The organism is Candidatus Krumholzibacteriia bacterium, from assembly GCA_035268685.1.
Classification (GTDB): domain Bacteria; phylum Krumholzibacteriota; class Krumholzibacteriia; order JAJRXK01; family JAJRXK01; genus JAJRXK01.
The window spans coordinates 1-15,762 of record DATFKK010000033.1 but is presented as its reverse complement, the minus strand read 5'-3'; the positions used below and the strand labels follow the sequence as shown (position 1 = coordinate 15,762).

The window sequence follows — 15,762 nt, the reverse complement described above, 5'->3', positions numbered from 1 at the left end:
GGACGCGTTTCGCCCCCTCGTCCTCGCGCCCACCCGGAGTGCCGTCCATGCGCCCTGCCCCGACACCACGCGCGTCGCTGCTCGCGATCCTGGCCTTCCTGCTGACCACCGGATCCCTGGTCGGCTGCGGCGGCGGCGATCCCGGAACCGACGGGCGAACCACAACCGAGGCCGACTCGACGGCGACTGCCACCGAGGACGAGGAGGAATCTCCCCGCCGTCGCGAGCGAGCGGTCACGGTGACGGCCAGCCCGGCCGAGAGTGTCGACCTCGTGGTGCCGGTGGTGGCCGAAGGGGCCGTACGCGCCCGTCACGCCGCCGAGATCAAGTTCGAGCTCGCGGGCCGGATCACCCGCGTCCTCGTCGAGGAGGGGCAGCGGGTGCGCCGCGGGCAGCGCCTGGCCACGCTCGACGATCGCGAGTACCAGGTCGCGCTCGAGGAGGCCCGCTCGAATCGTCTGCAGGCCCTCGGGCAGATCGCCGTCGAGGAGCAGGGCATCGGGAGCACCCCCGAGGCGCGCGGTGAACTCGACGAGCAGCTCGCCGAACTCGACCGTCTGCAGCGCCAGGGGAAGATCACCCAGCAGGAGCGCCGCACGCGCGAGATCGAACTCGGCGTCGACGCCGTCCGACGGGGCGCCTTCCGCCGGGAGCTGCTCGAGGTCCGCAGCGGCCTGGCCAGCGCGCGGGCCGCCGAGCAGCGCGCGGAGCTGAACCTCGAGCGCACGGTCCTGCGCGCTCCCTTCGACGGCGTGGTCCGCGGTCTCGAACTGGCCCAGGGCGAGCGCGTGCAGGTGGGGCAGACCCTCTGCCGCGTGATCGACGACGTGGAGCTCGAGGCCGAGGTGGGGGTGTTGGAGGCCGATCTCAAGGGACTGGACGAGGGGCGGCCGGTGCTGGTGACCATTCCTGCCCTCGACGAGACCGTGCCGGCGGAGGTCGACGTCATCAGCCCCGAGATCGATCCCGAGAGCCGCACGTGTTCGGTCCTGATGCGCCTGCGCAGCGAGGACGGGCGGATCAAGCCGGGCATGTTCGTCCGGGCCTCGATCGCCGGGACGATCCATCCGAACACCCTGGTGGTTCCCAGCGAAGCGATCCTCACCCGCGACGGCCGGCCACTGGTGTTCCGGGTCGAGGACGACCGGGCCAAGTGGGTGTACGTGGAGATCGGTCGCCGCAACGATCACGCGGTGGAGATCGCGCGCGTCCTGCAGGGCGGGGCGATCGAGCCGGGGACCCTGGTGGTCGTGGACAACCACCTCACGCTGACCCACGACGCGAAGATCCGCGTGCGCGGAACGGTCGAGCTCGAGGATCCGTGGGCGACGCTCATGGCCGAGACCGCCGGCTCCTCTCGCTGAGCACCGCCCGGACGGAATCCTGATGCTCCGACTCGCCATCCAACGTCCCATTGCGGTGTCGATGCTCTTCGCCGCGCTCGTGCTGATCGGCGTGCTCAGCGCCGGTCGCTTACCGGTGGATCTGCTGCCGTCGATCACCTATCCGCGCCTGACCGTCATCACGACCTACGAGGACATCCCGGCCCAGGACCTCGAGCGTCTGGTGACCCGCCCACTCGAGGAGGTGATCACCGCGCTCGCGGGCGTGCGCGGCGTCGTGAGCCGCACGCGGGAGGGCGTGTCGACGATCACCGTCGAGTACGAATGGGGTTCGCAGATGGACTTCGCGAACCTGAACCTACGCGAGGCCATCGATCGCGTCGCTTTCCGTGACGACTTCCCCGAGAACGCCGAGCGGCCGGTGATCCTGCGCTGGGACCCGACCTCGCGCCCCATCAGCATTCTCGTGCTCCGCGGCGCGGGCGACATGAAGGACATGACCGAGTTCGCGCGCGAGGTGGTGAAGCCCGCGCTCGAGCAGGTCGACGGGGTGAGTCAGGCCGAGCTCGTCGGCGGGGTCGACCGCGAGATCCTGGTGCGCCCCGACCCGCGGAAGTTGGCGATCTACGGCATCGAGCTGGCCGACATCGCCGCTGCCCTGCAGCGCAGCAACGTGAACTTCCCCGGCGGCAAGGTCCGGCAGGGTCCACTGTTCCTGAGCCTGCGGATCGACGGCGAGTTCGAGACCCTCGAACAGATCCGTCAGACCGACGTGGTCCGCCCCGGTCGTTCGCCGATCCGGATCGGCGACGTGGCCGACGTGCTCGACACGATCAAGGAGCCCGAGGGCGCCACCCTGCTGGGCGGAGCGGCGGTCGTGTCGCTGCTGATCTACAAGGAACCCGACGCGAACACGATCTCGGTGAGCGAGGAGGTCGACCGCGCCCTCGAGGTGGTGCGCGGCGACATCGCGGGTCTGGACTTCGATTTCGTCTACCGCGACGCCGATTACGTCCGGGCCTCCTTCGCCGGCCTGCAGCAGTCGTTGCTGCTCGGTGCCCTGCTCGCGATCCTCGTGCTGTTCCTGTTCCTCAGCGACTGGCGCAGTCCGATCGTGGTGGGCGTCTTCAGCATTCCCGTGAGCCTCGTGATCACACTGGGCCTGCTGTACTTCGGCGACGTCAAACTGAACCTCATGAGCCTGGGTGGTCTGTCGCTGGCCGCGGGCATGCTCGTGGACAACGCGATCGTGGTGATCGAGAACATCAATCGCTACATCGCCGAGAAGAGAGCGCAGGCCGGTGGCTCCGCCCCGAGTTCGGACGGTCCCGCGGCTCCCTCGGCCGACAGGCGGATGGTCGCCGACGCCGCCGCGCGCGGTGCGAGCGAGATGGCGCGTCCGGTCGTGGCGGCCACGCTCACGACGATCGCCGTGTTCTTCCCGGTGGTCTACGTACCGGGGATCGCCGGGGCCTTCTTCCGCGACCAGGCGCTGACCGTGACCCTTTCGTTGGCGGTCTCGGTGTTCGCCGCCCTGCTCCTGCAGCCGGTCCTGGCCGCGCGCATCCTGACCATCCGCTCGGGTGTGCGGCGCGGTGTGTTCCGGGCCCTGGGTGCGGGTTTCGACGCTCTGTATCGTTCCTACCACGGTGTCCTCGTGCGGGCGCTGGCACGACCCGCGACGATGCTCGTCGCGTTGTTCGTGGGACTGGCCGCTGCCGCCTGGCTGGTGACCGAACTCGACCGGAGTTTCCTGCCCGAGCGTTCACAGGGGGACATGCGGGTCGACCTCGAGCTTCCGGCGGGCACTCCGCTCGAGGAGACGACGGCCACGGTGGCCGAGCTGGCCTCCTGGGTCGAGGCCGACCCGGCCGTGCGGCACGTGTTCTCGCAGGTGGGAACGACCGAACGCACCCTGGCCGCCCTGCAGGACTACACGGCCCCGCACACGGCCCGTGTCCGGGTGATCCTGCAGCAGGAACGCGATGCCCGGGCCGAAGGGCAGCGTCTGCAGGAAGAGATCTCCGCGCGTCTGGAGCAGACGCTGTCCGGGACGACGTGGGTCTTCCGCGACGAGGGCATCGGCCTGGGCGAGTTGCTCTCGGCGGGCGGGACGGCCTTCCGCATGGGAGTGATCGCCGAGGATCCGTTGATCGCGCTGCGCGCCGCCGAGCGGATCGAGCGCGAACTGCGCACCGTGCCCGAGCTGACGGACCTGCAGATCGACCGTGTGCTGGGAACGCCGAACGTGGTGGTCGGCATCGACCGCGACGAAGTCCTGCGCAGCGGACTGGACCCGAACCGCGTGGCCGACGAGCTGCGCGCCCGCATCGTGGGTGTGGAGGCGACGACCTTCAACGAGATCGAACAGCGCATCGACATCGCCGTGCGTTTCGAGCGCGACGAGCGACGCGACCTGGACCTGGCCCTGGGTGCCCCCATCACGTTGCCCGGCGGGCAGAAGGTTCCCCTGCGCAGCTTCGTCGCCCTGCAGGAGGAGCGGCCGGTCCGCGAACTCGTGCGCAACGACCAACGCCGCATGGTGACGATCTCGGGCGACGTCAGCACCGGCGGTCTGGACGAAGCGTGGGAGAGTGCGCAGGCCGCCATCGCGGGCCTGCAGCTTCCTCCGAACATCCGCGTGATCGAGACCGGCGAGCGGCGCGAGATGCAGCGCAGTTTCCGGGATCTGGCCCTGGCCATGGCCCTGGCCGTCGTCCTCGTCTACATGATCCTGGCCGCACAGTTCGAGAGCTTCGTCGATCCCCTGCTGATCGCGGCGGTGATCCCGATCGGCCTGGCCGGTTCGGCCATCGCGATCTCGCTGACGCACGGCTCGCTGAACATCCTGTCGCTGATCGGGGTTCTCGCCCTGCTGGGGATCGCGGTCAACGACGCGATCGTGAAGGTCGATACCATCCGTCGGCTGCGGACCGAGGGCACGCCCGACTTCGAGGCGATTCTCACCGCGAGTCGGCTGCGCTTCCGCCCCATCCTCATGACCAGCGTGACCACGATCCTGGCGATGCTGCCCATGGCGATCGGTCTGGGCAGTGGCGAACAGCTGCAACGTCCGTTGGCCATCACCATCATCGGCGGTCTCGCCCTGACCACGCTGCTCACGCTGGTGTACACGCCGTTGCTCTACCGTATCGCGCACCGGATCCGGGTCCGGCCGGCGTCCGGTCCCGAACCCGACGCACCGAGCCGTGGCACCGCAACGCAGCCCCCAGCGGGCCTGACCCACGAAGGGGATCGTCGATGACGCGCTTCTTCGTGAACCACCCCGTCACCACCTGGATGATCTTCGGAGCCTTCGTGGTGCTCGCTCTGTACGCCCTGCCGCGGATCGAGGTCGAGGCGTTGCCCGAGGTCGATCTTCCCACGCTCACCGTGACCACGGTGTGGAACGGTGCGTCCCCGCAGGCCGTCCAGCAGTCCATCACCCTTCCGATCGAGGAGGCGGCACGCAGTGTCGAGGACGTCGAGAACGTGGTGTCGACGAGCAGCGCCGGGCGAAGCCGCGTGGAGATCGAACTCACCCGCGATGCGGTGATCGACTTCGCGCGGCTGGAACTGAACGAGGCGCTCGGCTCGGTGCGCCGCAACCTGCCGCTGGGCGCGACACAACCGCAGATCACTGCCTTCGTGCCCGAGGAGTTCGAGACCGAGGGCTTCTTCATCTTCAGTATCGAGAGCGACCTCGGACCGAACGAACTGCGCGAGCGTAGCGAGCAGTGGATCGTTCCACAGGTGCTCGGGATCGAGGGCGTGGCCGACGCCCGCGTCGTGGGCGGAGCGCTTCCGCTGGTGAAGATCCTGCTCGATCGCCAGAAGCTCCGCTTCTACGGGATCACGAGCGACGAGGTGTTCGGATCGATCAACGACCTCGACCTTCTCGCCTCGGCCGGTGCCGTGTTCGAGGGTGGCGCCGAGAAGCTGGTCTCGTTACGCGACCGGGTGTCCGTCGAGGATCTGCGCAACGCCATCGTCGCCCGTCGCGGCGACGTGAACTTCACCGTGGACATGCTGGGTGACGTGGTCGCCGGGCACGAGGACCCGACGAACTTCGCGCGCAGCAACGCCAAGAGCGTGGTCCAGGTCCGGGTCGAGAAGCGTAGCGGTGGCAACTCGATCGCGGTGAGCCGCGATCTGCGCGACGCCCTGCCGGATCTCGAGGCCAGCGTTCCCTTCGACGCCACACTCCGCGTCGAGACCGATCAGGGCCAGGAACTCGAGGACAAGCTCACCGAGTTGCTCGTACGCTCGGGCATCATCCTGCTGGTGTTGTTCCTGTTGCTGGCGATCTCGCTGCGGCAGGTGGTGTTGACGGCGATCGTGATCGGTTCGGTCCTCTTCGCGCTCGTGATCTGTCTGAGCCTGTTCTACTTCCTGCAGCTTTCGGTGAACTTCATCACCATCAGTGGGCTGACGATCTGCTTCGGGCTCTTGCTGGACAACAGCATTCTCGTGCTCGATTCGATCCACCGCCGGATCGAGTCGCTCGACCGGGCGAACCAGGCAGGACTGTCGCGGCGGGCGAAGCTGCGGGTGGTGTTCGAGACCGTGGTCGAGGGCACGACCGAGGTCGTCTTTCCCATCCTCACCACGACGCTGACCACGATCGTGGCCTTCCTGAGCTTCATCTTCCTCAGCGGTCGTCTGGCGCTGTACTACGTGCCCCTGGCCGTGAGCGTGGCGTTGGCCATGCTCGCGTCGATCTTCGTGGCCTTCGGCTGGATCCCGGTGGTGTTGAAGCAGGCATGGGCCTCGCGGCTGGCCCGGCGCAGCCCCGACGGGCCCAACGAACTGTCCGACGACGGACAGCTGCAGCGGATCGTGCACGTCCTCCCGGACCTCTCGGAGAAGCTGAGCTGGCCGCGGCGGATCCTGGCGTTCAACCAGTTCATATGGCCGCTGATGATCGTGGGGCTCGTGGCCCTCGGCTGGTACGGGTGGAAGGTCTACGACGAGGACGTCATCAAGGGTGGCTTCTTCGGCTTCGGCAGCGAGGAGACCCTGTTCGTGTTCGTCCGCATGCCCGACGGGACGGACGTCCAGGTCACCAGCGAGACCATCCTCAAATTCGAACGGGCCTTGTTGCCGCTCGAGGACGGCGTGCGCATGCGCACGAACGTGTTCGGCAACCAGGGTTCGGTCAACATCGAGTTCACCGACGAACAGATCCGTTCGCCGCTGCCGTTGTTGTACCGGAACCTCCTGGTGGAGGTCGCCGATCTCACGGGCGGTGCCTTCGTGTTCATCCGGGGTTTCTCCGACCAGCCCTACTTCAAGGGGAGCTTCGGCGGATCGGCGCTGAACTCCCTGATCAAGATCACGGGCTACAACAGCAAGGTTCTCCGCGAGATCGCTGGCGAAACACTGGAGAAGGCCTCGCGCAGTCGACGCGCGCGCAATGCGCGGATCACCAGCAGCGCCCGCTTCGGGCGGTCCAGCAACGAGGAGACGGTGGTCCGTCTGAAACGCGACGTGCTCGGCGAGTACGGGCTGAGCGTGTTGCAGGTGGTCCAGCAGGTGCGGCGGCTGCTCGGGGTCGACACCCCCTGGCGCATGATCGTCGACGGCGAACAGGAACGCATGCAGCTGTCGTACGAGGGCGCCGACGAGATCGAGTTCAGCGAGGTGTCGGCCTACGTGCTCGAGACGCCCAGTGGCGAGCAGGTTCGGCTCGGTGATCTGGTGGAACTCGAGACGGTCCCCCTCAGCGACGAGATCACGCGCGAGAACCAGCGCTACTCGATGTTCGTGAACTGGGAGTACATCGGCACCGACCGCATGCGACGTGCCTACATCCAGTCGATCCTCGACAGCATGAGCCTGCCCTACGGCTACACGGCCGAAGAGGCGAACCGTGAGTTCTTCACCGAAGAAGAGGAAGAGGAGCTGCAGCTGGCGATCGTGCTGGCCGCCGTGTTCATCTTCATGGTCCTGGCGGCCTTGTTCGAGAGTATCGCCCTGCCCACCCTCGTGCTCGCATCGCTACCGATGGCCGGGATCGGCGTGGTCCTGATCTTCGCCTGGAGCACGGTGCCCTTCGACTCGTCGGCGCAGATCGGGTTGATCCTGCTCTTCGGAATCGTGGTGAACAACGCGATCCTGCTCGTGAGCCGGTTCCGGCACGAGGCGGCGCTGGTGCTGCGCGCCAAGCTCGGCGGCGACCCGGAGGCCGACGCGGGCATCCTGCCCGGAACGCGCAAGCAGCTCGGGGGGAGCGATCTGTTCCTGCTGTCCGCCGAGGAACGCGGTCCCCTGCTCCGGAGGGCCGTCGCCCGGGCCACGATGATCCGACTGCGCTCGATCCTGCTCACGAGCGGAACCACGATCGTCGGCCTGATTCCGCTGCTGGTCAGCTACCAGGAGATCCCGTGGACGGTGTTCGGTGTCGAGCTGCCCTTCGAGCTGTCGTGGATGGACGACCGCAACCAGGACATCTGGGAGAACCTGGCGTTGAGTTCGGTCGGCGGGCTGGTCTCGAGCACGATCCTGCTCCTGCTCGCGCTGCCGCCGCTCTATTTCGGGTTCGTGTGGACCGGATGGCAGATCCGGCGGCTGCGGGAATGGGTGGGGCGGAGCGTGCGCCGGGGCGCGCGATGGGCGCGGTCGCTCACCGCCGCGGAGCCCTCTCCGGGGACCGAGTGATCCCGTGCCGGCTCCCTTGACCCCGCCTTCACCCCATCTTGACGGCGGAACCCACGGTCTGGTGTAGTTTTTCGGGCAGGTGTGCCCCGAAGCGGCACCGCGGCTCGCACGAGCCGGGACCCGACGCCGTCGCATTCCTCACACCCACGAGACAGTGCCATGAGCCGTGAACGGATCATCGCCATCGAGGACGAACCCGACATCCTCGAGGTCATCCAGTACAATCTGCGGCGCGAGGGCTACGAGGTCGCTGGCGTGGAGAACGGCGAGGACGGGCTCAACCTGGTCCGCAAGGAGAACCCCGATCTCGTTCTGCTCGACCTCATGCTACCTGGAATGGACGGCCTCGAGGTGTGCCGACGCCTCAAGTACGAGTCGGCCACGCGGGGGATTCCGGTGATCATGGTCACCGCCAAGGGCGAGGAGAGCGACGTGGTGCTCGGCCTGGAGGTCGGGGCCGACGACTACCTGACCAAGCCCTTCGGTCCGCGGGAGCTCGTGGCCCGGGTTCGGGCCGTGTTGCGTCGGGCGAACGTGAGGGTGGAGGACGAAGGACCGCACCGTGTCGTGTTCGGCGAGCTGACCATCGACCCCAGCCGGCACGAGGTCGTCCGGAGCGGAGAGCTGGTGGACCTGACGGCCACCGAGTTCCGTCTGCTGCACTTCCTGGCTTCGCACCCCGGCAAGGTCTTCTCGCGGCAGCGCCTGGTGAAGGAAGCCATCGGCGAGGACGCCTACATCCTCGAGCGGAACATCGACGTGCACGTGCGCGCCATCCGCAAGAAGCTGGGTGACGACGCCGACTACATCTCCACCGTTCGTGGGGTGGGATACCGCTTCCGCGACATCGAGGACGCTTGATGCTCCGAGCCAGCTTCCTGCGCCGGCTCTACCTCGGATACGTCGCCCTCATCCTGCTCACGATCACCGTCACCGGCGGTCTCGTCGGCAGCCGGATCCAGGAGTCGACGCTCGAGGAGATGCAGCGGTCCCTGAAGACCGCCGTGACCGTGTTGCGCGAATGGACGCGACCGGCGTTGGCCAGTTCCGCCGCGGGCGAGGCCGTGGATCTGCAGACCATCGCCGATCGCCTGCGCGACCTCACCGCGCCGAACGAGACGCGCCTGACGGTCATGCTCGCCGACGGTCGCGTCGTCGCCGATTCGCACGAGGATCCCACGGTCATGGAGAACCACGCCGACCGTCCCGAGGTGATCGAGGCGAGGCGTCGGGGTGTGGGACAGTCGACCCGTCGCAGCGACACGCTCGACGTCGAGATGATGTATGTCGCCGTGGCGGTCCGAGATCCCGCGCGCGGCGACCAGCTGGTGGGCTTCTGCCGGAGCGCCCTGCCGCTCGACACCGTCGACCGTCGTCTGGCGACCATTCGGGACAGCACGGTGCTCTCGGCGGTCGCGGCTTCGCTCCTGGCGCTGCTGCTGGGCTGGGTTCTCGCCCGGCGCTTCACGCGCCCACTGCGCGAGATCATCTCGAGCATCCGTGCGATCAGCCGCGGCGAGCTGGACCGTTCGATCGAGGTCCACTCCCGCGACGAATTCGGAACGCTCGCCCGCGCCTTCGAGGCGATGCGGACGCGTATCCGTGAGCACAACGACACCATCACCGCCGACCGCAACAAGATCCTGGCGATCCTCTCGGCCATGACCGAGGGCGTGATCGCGGTGGATCGGAGCGAGGAAGTGGTGCATCTCAACGCAGCCGCCGGGCGCATGTTCCGGATCGATCCTCCCGACGCCATCGGTCGGCGACTGACCGAGGTGGTGCAGATCCCGGAACTGCAGCGGGCCGTGCGGTCGACCTTCGACGGCGTCGACGGAAAGCAGGGCGAGATCCACCTGCAGACGGGAATGTCGTCGGTGACCCTGGAGCTGCAGAGTTCCGGCCTGCGCGACCGCGACGGCGAGATCATCGGCGTGGTGATCGTGTTGCACGACGTCACCGAGATCCGCCGGCTCGAAGAGGTGCGCAGCGACTTCGTCAGCAACGTCAGCCACGAGCTCAAGACCCCGCTGGCGGCGATCAAGGGGCTGGTGGAATCGATCCTCGAGGACGAGGAGATGCCCGAGCCCATCCGGCGGCGCTTCCTGGCGCGGGTGCAGCGGCAGGCCGATCGGCTGAACAGTCTGGTGGTCGATCTGCTCAGTCTGTCGCGGCTCGAGCGCGAGCTGGACGCGGGCGCCGAGAGTGTGGTCGAGCTGCGGCGTGCGGTGCTGGACTGCGTCGAGACCCAGCGGCCGGCCGCCGAACAGAAGGGCCTGCACCTGCACCTCGACCTGGTCGACGAGGACGTCCGGGTCGCTGCCGACGCCGAGTCGGTCCGACAGATCGTCGACAACCTTCTCAGCAACGCGATCCGCTACACAGCGGCCGACGGTCACGTCACGCTGCGCCTGTCCCACGACGACGACGAGGCGCGGCTCGAGATCGAGGACACCGGTGTGGGGATCGATCCCGCCCACCACGAGCGGATCTTCGAACGCTTCTACCGCGTGGACAAGGCCCGCAGCCGTGAGCTCGGAGGCACCGGCCTCGGTCTGGCCATCGTGAAGCACGTGGTGCGACGTCTGGGCGGTTCGATCGGTCTCGACAGCGAGGTCGGTCGCGGCAGTACCTTCACGATCGAGATCCCGCTGTCTTCCAGCGGCGACGACAGCGTGTCGCCGACGCCGAGTCACATGGTCCGCGACGACGAGCCGGTGGAGTCGCGGGGGCCCGGTCTCTGACCACGTTCGCGTCTTGTCACGACCCGGGGTCCGCCCCGTATGATGGCGTCGCGCCTGCCGTCGTTCCTCCCGTCGAAACGGTGATGCCATGCCTTCCGATCGCGTCGATTTTCCCGGTTCACAGGGCGCCCAGTTGGCCGGCCGCCTCGATCGTCCCGACGGCGAACTGCGGGCCACCGCACTCTTCGCCCACTGCTTCACCTGCAGCAAGGACATCCACGCGGCCAGCCGCATCAGCCGTGGTCTGGCCGAGCAGGGATACGCCGTGCTCCGCTTCGACTTCACCGGGCTCGGTCACAGCGAGGGCGAGTTCGCCCACACCGATTTCACGAGCAACTGCGAGGACGTGGTCGTCGCCGCCGACTGGCTCGCCGAGCACGAGCAGGCCCCGTCGCTGCTGATCGGGCACAGCCTGGGTGGGGCCGCGGTGCTCGCGGTGGCACCGCGTATCGATTCGGTGCGGGCGGTGGCAACCGTCGGTGCGCCCAGCGACCCTGCGCACGTGGCCGAGCACTTCGGCGTGCTGCGTGAGCAGATCGAGCGCGAAGGGTCCGCCGAGGTCCAATTGGCGGGTCGCACCTTCCGGATCCGTCGGGAGTTCCTCGAGGACATCGAGCGGCACCGGCTCGACCGTTCCCTGGCCGATCTGAAGCGCGCCCTGATGATCTTCCACAGTCCGCTCGACGCGACCGTCGGGATCGAGAACGCGGCACACATCTACAAGGCCGCCAAGCACCCGAAGAGTTTCGTGAGCCTCGACGGTGCCGACCATCTCCTGACCGACCCGGCGGACTCGGAGTTCGTGTCGAACATCCTGGCCGACTGGGTGCATCGCTACCTCTGACGGTCGCGACACCGCGAAGGGGAACGCCCGGCCGTGGTCGACCGGGGCGTCCGACGGCGAACCGTCCGGGGCCGGATGTCGCGCCCACCTACTCGAGGTGGCTGCGTAGCATCCAGGCGTTCTTCTCCGAGACCTCCATGCGCCGCACGGCCAGGTCCCCGCTGGCCTGGTCTCCGGCCGCCTCGGCGGCGGCGTGGACGGCCTTGGAACTGGCGACGATCGTGTCGAGGTCGTCGGACAGCTCACGGATCATGTCCTGGGCCTTGGGGATTCCCTCGGCATCCTTCACGGTGGCCAGCTCGGAGAACTGCTTGTACGAGCCGGGGGCCGGGTAGCCCAGCGCGCGGATGCGCTCGGCGATCTCGTCCACGGCCGCGGCGAGCTCGGTGTACTGGTCCTCGAACGTGTTGTGCAGCGTGGTGAACATCGGACCCGTCACGTTCCAGTGGAAGTTGTGGGTCTTCAGGTACACCGTGTAGCTGTCGGCGAGGAGCTTGGAGAGTGCATCGGCCGTGGCGCGATCGTTGTCGGCAGCCATGGTCTCACGTCCCTTCGTGGGCTTGGGGATTGCACCGTGGGAATGTCGGTCGGGTAGTCTAGTCACGGTCCCCGAAGCGGCCACTCCGCCCGAGGAAGCATCCATGACCTTCTCGTCGTTCCTTCGCAACACGATGTTGTTCGGATTCATTATGATCTGGAGTGTCTCGCCGTCGGCGGGTCAGGAGCGTCGGATTCCGGCGCCCAGGGTCGGCTACGAACAACCTCAGATCGAAGCGCTGCAAGGAGATACGGCGGTATTCGTGTGGGCCCGCCCGGTCGCCGGCGGCCACGACCTGCTGTGCGCCCGTCGCGAGGACGACGGGGCGATGGGGGCGGCCCGGAGGTTGAACCGGGAGCCGGGCTCGGTGCGGATCCTGGGGATCGACGAGGCACGCCCCGCCGCGGCGACCGACGGCGATCGCCGGGTGGCGGTGTCCTGGTTCGACCGGGACGGCCGACTGTGGGCGACCCGGAGCGCGGACGGCGGCCGGACCTTCGGCGCTCCGGTGCGGGTCGACGGGGGTCCGGGCCATGCCGCCCACGCCTTCGTCCATGCGACCTTCGACGACGATGGCGTTCTGCACGTCGTGTGGCTCGATGCCCGCGATGCGCCCGAGGATCTCGAGGAGCCGGCCCACGTGTTCCACGCCGCGGTCACGTCGGAGGGCGCGACCACAGAGACCGACCTCACCGGGAATGCCTTCGCGAGTGTATGCGGCTGTTGCCGCCCGTACGTGGATGCCGATCGTTTCGGCCTGAGGGTCGTGTTCCGCGCGATCGACGCACGGGGGTTCCGCGACGTCCATCGGATCGAGCGCCGGTCGACCGGCGACTGGACGCCGCCGGTCCGGATCGGGCCGGCGCTGTGGAAGATCGTGGGCTGCCCCATGTCCGGGCCGATCGCCGATTCCGGCACGGTGATCTGGCGCGACGGTTCGGAGCCGACCGATCGTGTCGTGGAAGGATGGTCCGCGTCGTCGCCGGTGCGTGCGATCCTCCGCCCGGACGGGCCCGGCCGGACCATGGGATCACCACGATGGGTCGGTGCCTCCGCCCAGGACCTGCTCCTGGTCCCCGGCGCTCCGACCGGCTGGCTCCTCGGCCGCGACGGCGGACGGTGGGCGATCCTGACCGACGAAGTCCCCTTCTGGTGCACCGATGCATTGCGATTCCGTGATCAGATCCTGCTGGTCGGGGACGACCGCGGACGGTTGCAACTCGAGGCCTACGACCTGGATCACTGACCCTTCGCCCGTTCCACACCTCACAAGCCGGCCGGCATGGTGCATCGGCACCATATCCGGTCGTCGGTATCCGTGGTTCAATCCAGCCAGGAATGAGACCCGAGAGCGGAAGAGAGGTGAGACGATGGCGGTGACCGATGACCTTCGCCGGCGCATGCACCACGAACACCGGACCCTTCGTGTCCTCCAGGAAGACCTGCTGGACCGATTCGAATCCTTCTGCGAGGAGCGTTCCTCCGAACGCCACCGCGATTTCGTCGGCGTGTTCGAGGACTTCCGCGCTTCGCTGCAGCGCCACTTCGAGTTCGAGGAAGAGGGCGGCTACATGCAGCAGGTGCTCGACCGTCGACCGCACCACAAGACAAAGGTCGACATGCTCCAGCGCGAGCACCGCGAGATCCGTGTGGTCCTCGACCGTCTGGAGAGCGAACTCGCCACCGACCTGACCGAGGACCTTCCTCGCTGCGACGACTTCAAGAAGGACTTCGTGGATCTGATGACCCGCTTCGGCCGTCACGAGCAGGCCGAACGCGAACTGGTCATGGAAGTGTTCTGGCTGGAAGGCGGAGTGTCGGACTGATCCCCGCGGGCCCGGTCGTCCTCGCGACGGTCAGCCCGGAACGGCCGCGCGCAGGGCCAGGACGCTCCCCGTCACGGCCAGCGCGAACTTCACCGTGGTGGCCAGCAGCCGGCCGACCGTCGAGTGCCAGCCGATGCGCAACGACGGTTCCAGCTGCTGGTCGCGCAGGTACTCCCCGGCGACGGCTCCGGCGAAGGCCCCGACGAAGGTGCCCAGCAACGTTCCCACCACCGGCACGACTCCGCTGCCGAGCACGGCGCCGAGGAGGCCCCCGACGAAGCCGCCGATGATGCCGTAGCGGGTGGCGCCCTTCTTGGCCACGTAGACCATGCCGAGGAAGGACTCCACGATTTCGCCCAGCGTGAGCAGCCCGGCGAAGATCAGCAGCCACGTCCAGCCGATCGCCTGGAAGCCGAAGAACAGGTCGTAGACCACGGCCAGGCCGAGCGCGACCCAGCCCCCGGGCAGACCCAGAAGAATGGTGAAGCACGACACGAACAGCAGCAGGACCCATGTGCCGTAGCCGACCCATCCGCCGACCGAGGCCGCCGACCCCGCGAACGATTCCCACACTGCTGTGCACTCCCGCGCTCGGACCGGGCCACTCGCCTCTCTCAGGAGCGAGACGCGGGCGGCGCGTTCAGGTTCCAGTCGTACCCCGAGAAGTCTAGCGAACAGCTGGTGTTCCGCAGGCGGAAGGCGTCGTCGGGACGATAGCGGGCCAGGAACTCGCGGACGCCCTCGTCGCCACCGAAGTCGTCGCGGTACCAGTCGAAGATCTTCGTCAGTCGGATCGTCCCGTCCCCGTAGGTCCCGGTGCATCCGGTGAGGTCGACCCACTCGGGGTCGGTGACCGCGCGGCGGGCCACCCGGTCGAGCTGCTCGTCGATGGCGTCGCCGGTGAAGGCGAACGGAGCCAGGGGCGGGCAGCCCACCGACGCGCAGTTCAGTGCGAAGTGGACCCGCGCGTCCTGGGCCACGGGGTCCAGCTTGTCGTGCTGGATCTGGTCGAGCGTGAGGGTCTCACCCGCCACGGTCACGCGCTCCATGCCCCAGGGCGAGCCGATGAGTCCGCCGATGTCCTTGATAGAGTCCACGGGGTAGTGTTCGAGTACGAGCTCCACGGTCGCGGCGTTGTAGACGTTGAGCCAGAAGGCGACCTTCTGGTCGTCCGTGAGTGTGGAGGGGTCGACGGACTCGTAGGCCTCGACGACCTCGGTCAGGGTTTGCAGGTCCTCTTCGGAGGCGTGCCAGGCGGAGTAGTCGACCCAGCGCTCGTCGACGACATAGCGCTGGACCAGCGCGTTCCAGGTGTCGTGGACGTCGGCGACCTCGGCCGCCGCCAGCGACGGTGCGAACAGGATGGACAGGACGACGAGGGCGGTACGCACGATGGACTCCAGGGTCAGGGGGGGTCGGTCACGCGAGCCAGGACGATCGGCTCGCCCGTGATGGGATGTTCGACCTCGCCCGCCGGTTCCCACGACTGTTCGCCGAGCAGTTCTTCCGGCGGACGGCGGACGGCGATCACCAGCGCTCCCACGGGAATCGTCGACTCCGCCCGGGCGAAGATCGGATCGCCGGGAAGTACGAGCCGGGGAACCGAGCTGGGACACCGGGTGGCCCACTGGGTGGCGATCCCGTAGTCGTCGCTCACCACGACCTCGACGTCCTCGAACGCCTGCGTCGAGGCGCAGAGTCGGTCGAGCGAGCGGTACTCGGCCAGCCGGTGCCACCACGAGCGCGCCGACGCCACCGACTCCTCCCGTGTCCCCGCCAGGCCCAGATACGATGGTGCGTCCTCCCA

At 68.0% G+C, this 15,762-nt stretch carries 11 protein-coding genes and 1 pseudogene; 8 read left to right on the top strand and 4 right to left on the bottom strand.

The features are described 5' to 3' along the window. The first annotated feature begins 47 nt into the window (after positions 1-47). From VKA86_03205 to VKA86_03180, 6 genes and pseudogenes are all read left to right on the top strand, one after another. Positions 48-1,364, top strand: coding sequence for an efflux RND transporter periplasmic adaptor subunit (locus tag VKA86_03205; protein ID HKK70197.1), 1,317 nt, complete (start codon positions 48-50; stop codon positions 1,362-1,364). 22 nt (positions 1,365-1,386) lie between these two features. After that, positions 1,387-4,608 (top strand): efflux RND transporter permease subunit, encoded by a 3,222-nt coding sequence (locus VKA86_03200; protein ID HKK70196.1) that lies wholly within the window; start codon positions 1,387-1,389, stop codon positions 4,606-4,608. Further along, positions 4,605-8,003, top strand: a complete 3,399-nt coding sequence (locus tag VKA86_03195; GenBank protein HKK70195.1) for an efflux RND transporter permease subunit — start codon at positions 4,605-4,607, stop codon at positions 8,001-8,003. Before VKA86_03200 ends, VKA86_03195 begins: the two co-directional genes overlap by 4 nt. 159 nt (positions 8,004-8,162) lie before the next feature. Further along, a complete protein-coding gene (locus tag VKA86_03190; protein HKK70194.1) occupies positions 8,163-8,864 on the top strand; it encodes a response regulator in 702 nt (233 codons plus the stop codon). After that, positions 8,864-10,747 (top strand): ATP-binding protein, encoded by a 1,884-nt coding sequence (locus VKA86_03185; protein ID HKK70193.1) that lies wholly within the window; start codon positions 8,864-8,866, stop codon positions 10,745-10,747. The genes VKA86_03190 and VKA86_03185 overlap by 1 nt, the downstream gene beginning before the upstream one ends. 88 nt (positions 10,748-10,835) lie before the next feature. After that, positions 10,836-11,588: pseudogene (locus tag VKA86_03180) on the top strand (alpha/beta fold hydrolase). A 91-nt stretch (positions 11,589-11,679) separates the two neighbouring features. On the opposite strand, the gene VKA86_03175 reads toward VKA86_03180, so the two are convergent. Continuing rightward, complete coding sequence (locus tag VKA86_03175; GenBank protein ID HKK70192.1) at positions 11,680-12,129, bottom strand: Dps family protein; 450 nt, start codon at positions 12,127-12,129, stop codon at positions 11,680-11,682. Between the two features lie 103 nt (positions 12,130-12,232). Between VKA86_03175 and VKA86_03170 the strand changes: the two genes are divergently transcribed. Together VKA86_03170 and VKA86_03165 are read left to right on the top strand one after the other, a co-directional pair. Then, positions 12,233-13,375, top strand: a complete 1,143-nt coding sequence (locus tag VKA86_03170; GenBank protein HKK70191.1) for a hypothetical protein — start codon at positions 12,233-12,235, stop codon at positions 13,373-13,375. Positions 13,376-13,499: 124 nt separating this feature from the next. Next, the gene (locus tag VKA86_03165) at positions 13,500-13,955 is read left to right on the top strand and encodes a hemerythrin domain-containing protein (GenBank protein HKK70190.1); all 456 of its coding nucleotides are present in this window, start codon (positions 13,500-13,502) and stop codon (positions 13,953-13,955) included. A gap of 30 nt (positions 13,956-13,985) precedes the next feature. On the opposite strand, the gene VKA86_03160 is transcribed toward VKA86_03165, so the two are convergent. The 3 genes from VKA86_03160 to VKA86_03150 all read right to left on the bottom strand — a co-directional run. After that, positions 13,986-14,528 carry a DUF456 domain-containing protein gene (locus tag VKA86_03160; protein HKK70189.1) on the bottom strand — a complete coding sequence of 181 codons (543 nt, stop codon included), beginning with the start codon at positions 14,526-14,528 and terminating at the stop codon, positions 13,986-13,988. 41 nt (positions 14,529-14,569) lie between these two features. Beyond that, positions 14,570-15,346, bottom strand: coding sequence for a DUF547 domain-containing protein (locus VKA86_03155; protein ID HKK70188.1), 777 nt, complete (start codon positions 15,344-15,346; stop codon positions 14,570-14,572). Positions 15,347-15,360: 14 nt separating this feature from the next. Next, the coding region (locus tag VKA86_03150; GenBank protein HKK70187.1) for a hypothetical protein at positions 15,361-15,762 on the bottom strand (402 nt) is incomplete at its 5' end.

Excerpts from the sequence above, each read along its gene's own strand:
- VKA86_03205 (HKK70197.1), top strand. The coding sequence starts at position 48 with ATGCGCCCTGCCCCGACACCACGCGCGTCGCTGCTCGCGATCCTGGCC.
- VKA86_03200 (HKK70196.1), top strand. The coding sequence starts at position 1,387 with ATGCTCCGACTCGCCATCCAACGTCCCATTGCGGTGTCGATGCTCTTC.
- VKA86_03195 (HKK70195.1), top strand. The coding sequence starts at position 4,605 with ATGACGCGCTTCTTCGTGAACCACCCCGTCACCACCTGGATGATCTTC.
- VKA86_03190 (HKK70194.1), top strand. The coding sequence starts at position 8,163 with ATGAGCCGTGAACGGATCATCGCCATCGAGGACGAACCCGACATCCTC.
- VKA86_03185 (HKK70193.1), top strand. The coding sequence starts at position 8,864 with ATGCTCCGAGCCAGCTTCCTGCGCCGGCTCTACCTCGGATACGTCGCC.
- VKA86_03175 (HKK70192.1), bottom strand. The coding sequence starts at position 12,129 with ATGGCTGCCGACAACGATCGCGCCACGGCCGATGCACTCTCCAAGCTC.
- VKA86_03170 (HKK70191.1), top strand. The coding sequence starts at position 12,233 with ATGACCTTCTCGTCGTTCCTTCGCAACACGATGTTGTTCGGATTCATT.
- VKA86_03165 (HKK70190.1), top strand. The coding sequence starts at position 13,500 with ATGGCGGTGACCGATGACCTTCGCCGGCGCATGCACCACGAACACCGG.